At 48.6% G+C, this 841-nt stretch carries 2 protein-coding genes; both read left to right on the forward strand.

What is annotated here, in order from left to right; translation table 11 throughout:
- Positions 1 to 163, forward strand: a 163-nt coding sequence (locus CIK04_RS25750; RefSeq protein ID WP_142995019.1) for an adenylosuccinate synthetase, incomplete at its 5' end; no start/stop codon positions are given.
- A 189-nt stretch (positions 164 to 352) separates the two neighbouring features.
- The gene (locus CIK04_RS25755; protein WP_017421631.1) at positions 353 to 826 is read left to right on the forward strand and encodes a peroxiredoxin; all 474 of its coding nucleotides are present in this window, start codon (positions 353 to 355) and stop codon (positions 824 to 826) included.
- Positions 827 to 841 lie beyond the last annotated feature (15 nt).

An 841-nucleotide genomic window follows, 5' to 3' on the forward strand; every position in this document is an offset into this window, starting at 1 on the left:
CGAGAAAATGCCAAGCTGGAGCGAAGACATCACTGCCTGCCGTCGTTTTGAAGATCTGCCTAAAGCCGCTCAGCAATATGTATTGCGTATTGAAGAACTGATGGGCGTTCCAGTGAGTATGGTCTCTGTTGGCCCTGGTCGCGAGCAAATGATCCTTCGCTAATCGATAGTCAATGGCTTAAAAAATCCGGGCTCGCCCGGATTTTTGTCTCTACCGATATCGACCCTCCCCAAACGCGCTCAACTAGGTGAAGAGCACTATCTCGATTAACCCCGCTTTTCATCCGTATTTAACTGATTGATTTCGTACTACACTGCTTGAGAACTCAATTCGTCAAATAAGGACAATAACATGATCGCTCAAGGCCAAACTTTACCTAACGCTACACTGAGCCAACTGACCAAAGAGGGAATGGTTCATCACCCTGTTTTAGAGCTGTTTGCTGGCAAAAAAGTCGTGCTTTTCGCCGTACCTGGGGCGTTCACCCCAACCTGTTCAGAAGCACATTTACCAGGTTATATCGTACTGGCTGATCAACTTAAGGCGAAAGGGGTCGATCTGATTGCCTGCGTTTCTGTCAACGATGCGTTTGTGATGAAAGCCTGGGGTGATGCACAAAACGCGGAAGAAATTCTGATGCTGGCGGATGGCGACGCGAGCTTTACCAAAGCGCTCGGCTTGGAAATGGATACCGCTGGGTTTGGGGGCCTTCGCTCTCAACGCTACGCGATGATTATCGACAACGGCGTGGTAACAACCCTGAATGTGGAAGCGCCAAAATCATTTGAAGTGAGTAACGCTGAAACGATTCTAGCTGCGCTTTAAGCCGCTTAAATCCAA

The organism is Vibrio sp. 03_296 (assembly GCF_002265885.1).